This is a genomic window from Mesorhizobium sp. M7A.F.Ca.CA.002.04.1.1, from assembly GCF_004022805.1.
Taxonomy (GTDB): Bacteria; Pseudomonadota; Alphaproteobacteria; order Rhizobiales; family Rhizobiaceae; genus Mesorhizobium; species Mesorhizobium ciceri.
This window is the reverse complement of sequence record NZ_RZPL01000657.1, coordinates 1-3,201: the sequence shown is the minus strand read 5'-3', so window position 1 is coordinate 3,201 and position 3,201 is coordinate 1. Positions and strand designations below refer to the sequence as shown.

Genomic DNA, 3,201 nt, shown 5'->3' with positions numbered 1-3,201 from the left:
CCATGATAGTGAGCGTCGGGCATGGGATTGAGGTCGAAACTGCGCTTCGAAAGCTCCGATGCCCGTTGATGATCACCCATGAAGGAGCTGGCCAGCGCGTAGGCGATCAACGTCGCGGGGTTCCCGGCATTTTGCTCATGTGCAAGGCTGAAGTGAAAATCGGCCAGCTCCCAGCGTCGCGCCAGAAGGTGGCTCCAGGCCAGATTTACCTGGTTGCGGTGGTCGAATGGGTCGAGCAGGACCGAACGCTTGGCCAGTTCGAATGCGCGCTTTAGATCCTGCTCGATCGACGATGCACCCGGAACGACGATCCAACGCGAGTTGAGCACCGCAGCGAGGCTGGAATAAGCGCAGGACAGATCGGGATCAAGCCGGATGGCTTCCTCGTAGCGGGCGATGGCAGCTTCTTCGGTGTCCTTTCGCCACATGATCGAAAGCCGCTGTCCGTCCAGCCAGCAATCATAGGCCGAGAAATGGTTCGGGGAAGCTTGCGATATGCGATGCAGCCTGGCACTGGACAAGGCAATCTGCAGGCGCGCGGAAAAGCGTGCGCAAACTTCATTGAAGGCCGAGCGCCAGGAAGACGGATCCGACGGAACGGTGAGAACGAAGGCTTCTCCTTCTTGCAGGAAATCATAGCAGGTAATTTGGAACACTGCTGGTCCATCCGTGTCGATCAGACGGATGAGGACGCCGATATCCACGTGTTCGCCTGCCGCCTGATGCATCTGATCCAGTGAGAATTCACCGGCTTGCAACTCCGTTGACACGGCTGTCCAATGCCTAAATCGGGAAATCGAAGCCAGAAGCTCTGTCGCCAAGGCAAATTGCAGGTGCTCGTTCTCTGCTTCGCGCCTGGCAATGATGATGGCGATTGTCGGCTTCCCTGGGATGCGGCTGTCGTGATCGCTTTGCGCAAGGTCGGGGTCAGCCGCCCGCTTTTCACCGTCGTTGCCCGGCTTGAGCGCCTCTAGAAGGTGGAGGATTTCTGCCGGTGGTCGCAGATCCATGTCCGCTTTGAGTTCGGCCGCGTAGCGGTCGAAGAACGCTAGGGCGCGGGCATAACCGCTTTCCTCACAGACCCTCCGAATGGTCTCCACCACGGCATCGTCGAAAAACGGATCAAGTTGCAGGATGCACGCAGCGATGGATTTGCGCTGTCTCGGGTCTGTCTCGGCCGCCAGCCAGGCTGCGAGCCGTGTCACCAGCCTGTCGGTTATCATCGTCGACTGCATTCTCAGCCAGTTGTCGAAGACAGGATCGCAATCGTCCAACCCGGCGCAAAGTCCATCCCTGGCTTTGGCCAGCAGGAGCAGCGCACCGTCATAATTGCGGTCGTCGAGCGCACGTTCAAGCTCATCGATGTCGGAACGGATTGCAGTCGGATCGATTCCCAGGACGAGCTTGTCGACCGCGAGGTAATTAAGCCTGGTCTCGCTTGCCAGGCGTCGGAGATCCTTTATGCACTGGCGCAGTGATCCGCGCGCATGCTCCTCGTCCTGCTCGCTCCAAAGCAATGCCGCCAGTCGCCCGCGCGTCTCGCGTGACCTGCCGCTCAGTAACAGATAGGCGAGAATCGCGCAGGCCTTCCGCTTGCCCAACGAGAACGTCTCCGAGCCCTTGCGAAGCTCGAAACCGCCGATTAGCCTAATCGCCAGACCGTCTGTGGAAATTGTCAACTCCGCCGGCTATCGTCTCGGTCGCCAACGGGCGCCACCGCTTACCCTACGTAAACAGCAGAAGCCAAGATATTGAAAGAGCCAACATGCTGTTGCGCGGGTCGCATTGGACAACGCTTGCTCTGCTGATGCATCACGGCCGGCCGATGACGGTGAACCAAGACGACCCGACCTGGGACCGCCAGTCGAGTGAAGATGATTTGGATGTTTTGGAGAATCTGGCTGCGACCCTTGTCGCTGCGCCCGAGAATGGGCTGCCCCTTTTGCACTTCGCGACACGGCACGACATTGGCGTTGAAGTGTTCGATGTTCCGGGTGGATTCCTGGCTATGTCCAACATTGCTCCATTCGAAGGGAATGAGAAACGATTCACGGCAAGTGGCAAAGGCTTTGATGCCGGCACGGCCGTGCTGTCTTGCCTCGGAGAGGCCGCGGAGATTTCCAGCTGGGCCTGCAGAGCCGAAGACGTCACGGCGTCAGCACGCATCGGCTCTCCAGGCGATGGAATGAGGATCGATGCGATTCAGGTATTGGGCTTTTCGCTGGAACAGATCCGACATCGCGATCGGCTCAACAGAATGTGGCGTGGCTGGGACAGTATCCCTTCAACGGATCATCTGAACAATCCCCAGCTATGGGCGTCCGTTCGCAGCTTCCATGACGATAGGGTCGCGCTTTGTCCGGCGTTTCTCTGCTATGGCCGCTTTGGTGACGTCGCATATGGCGATTGCAGCTTGAACGTCGACACCAATGGTTGCGCCGCTGGCACAACGCGGGCGGATGCAAGAACCCGCGCCTTGCTTGAACTCGTCGAACGAGACGCCACAGGGATATGGTGGCACCGAGGCTCCCTGAGAAAGCGGCTGGATATCGCGCGGCTTGATGACCAAGGCTTGGCGTCTCACATCCAGCAGCATCGCCAAGAAACGGGACGCAGGCTCTGGCTTCTCGATATCTCGTCCTTCCGCACGGCCATTGTGACGGCGGCGATCAGCTGCGAAGACAGTGGCGAGCATATGGCGGTGGGTTTCGGGTGCAGCTTCGATATGGTTGCTGCCGCCCGGTCCGCGTTTTTGGAATTGATACAATCCGAAGCTGCAATGCAGGCCCATGCCGAAAGGGCAGAACGGCCCCGTAATAAAACGATGAGCGATGACGATTGTCGGATGACCCGCTGGAAGCGTTTCGCTGACGTGCGCAACTTTCGTTTCGCCATCGGCAAGCCTGCCGACGGCCTGGAAAGCGCTGGCGAAAGCAACGTCACCGACCTGCTGAATGAAATCGGCGAAGTTTGTGGTTCGCAGGTCTGGTTCGCCGATCTTTCGCGATCCGAGATTGGTATCCCCGTTGCAAAGGCGATCTGCGAGGGATTATCCCATTTCAAAGCGCGCTGGGGCTGCCACCGAAACGCCGCACCTTCCATCGCAAGTGATTCGAGCAAAACAGCAGGCCGCCTCTCGCAGGCCAGAAAACTTTTGATCTAATTGTTACAGGCAATGACGACACGGGCACGTTGGAGACC

General features: G+C 58.5%; 2 protein-coding genes. One reads left to right on the top strand and one right to left on the bottom strand.

Features of this window, described 5'->3' with window-relative positions:
* On the bottom strand, nucleotides 1-1,601 hold a 1,601-nt coding region (locus ENZ75_RS26225), incomplete at its 3' end, for a hypothetical protein (protein WP_164888010.1).
* Between the two features lie 164 nt (nucleotides 1,602-1,765).
* On the opposite strand from ENZ75_RS26225, the gene ENZ75_RS26220 reads away from it, so the two are divergent.
* Nucleotides 1,766-3,163: a YcaO-like family protein gene (locus ENZ75_RS26220; protein ID WP_063168715.1), complete on the top strand. Its 1,398-nt coding sequence runs from the start codon at nucleotides 1,766-1,768 to the stop codon at nucleotides 3,161-3,163.
* Nucleotides 3,164-3,201: the final 38 nt, after the last annotated feature.

What these genes read in the sequence shown, in the direction of transcription:
- ENZ75_RS26220 (WP_063168715.1), top strand. Translation starts at nt 1,766, where the DNA reads ATGCTGTTGCGCGGGTCGCATTGGACAACGCTTGCTCTGCTGATGCAT.